This is a genomic window from Polaromonas sp. P1_G2 (genome assembly GCF_056405515.1).
Genome location: NZ_JBFUBY010000666.1, coordinates 1 through 640 on the forward strand (window position 1 = coordinate 1; position 640 = coordinate 640).

1 protein-coding gene is annotated in these 640 nt (G+C 65.2%); it reads left to right on the plus strand.

Translation table 11 applies throughout. From position 1 onward, the window contains the following. A partial coding sequence (locus tag AC1D0P_RS26830; protein ID WP_477679511.1) for an ABC transporter ATP-binding protein occupies positions 1-640 on the plus strand: 640 nt, incomplete at both ends.

Sequence of the window (640 nt, forward strand, 5' to 3'; positions counted from 1 at the left end):
GCGCATGGCCAAGGCCCCGAAGGCCGAGATCGACGCCAAGGTCAACCGTGCCGCCGAAATCCTGCAGCTTTCCGCACTGCTCGACCGCAAGCCGGCAGCCCTCTCCGGCGGCCAGMGCCAGCGCGTCGCCATYGGCCGCGCCATCGTCAAGGAGCCGAARGCSTTCCTGTTCGACGARCCGCTCTCCAATCTCGACGCCGCACTCAGAACCCGCACCCGCATCGAGCTGGCGCAACTGCACCAGCGGCTGAAGWCGACGATGATCTWCGTCACCCACGACCAGATCGAGGCGMTGACGCTSGCYGACCGCATCGTGGTGATGAACAACAAGAAGATCGAGCAGATCGGCTCACCGATGGAAATTTACGAGCGGCCGGCGACGCGCTTTGTCGCAGGCTTCGTCGGCTCGCCGCAAATGAATTTCATCACCGCGAAACTCTCCGGCGACGCCGGCAAGGATGCCGTTGCGACGCTGGGCGACGCCACGACGATCCAGACCGCCATCGGCTGGGGCACGCTGCCGGCGGGTGATTATACGCTTGGCATTCGTTCCGAAGCGATCCTGGTCGCTCCAGCGGGTCAGGGCCATGCCGATGGCGTGATCGACGTTCTCGAGCGGCTCGGCGAACGCACGCTGGTC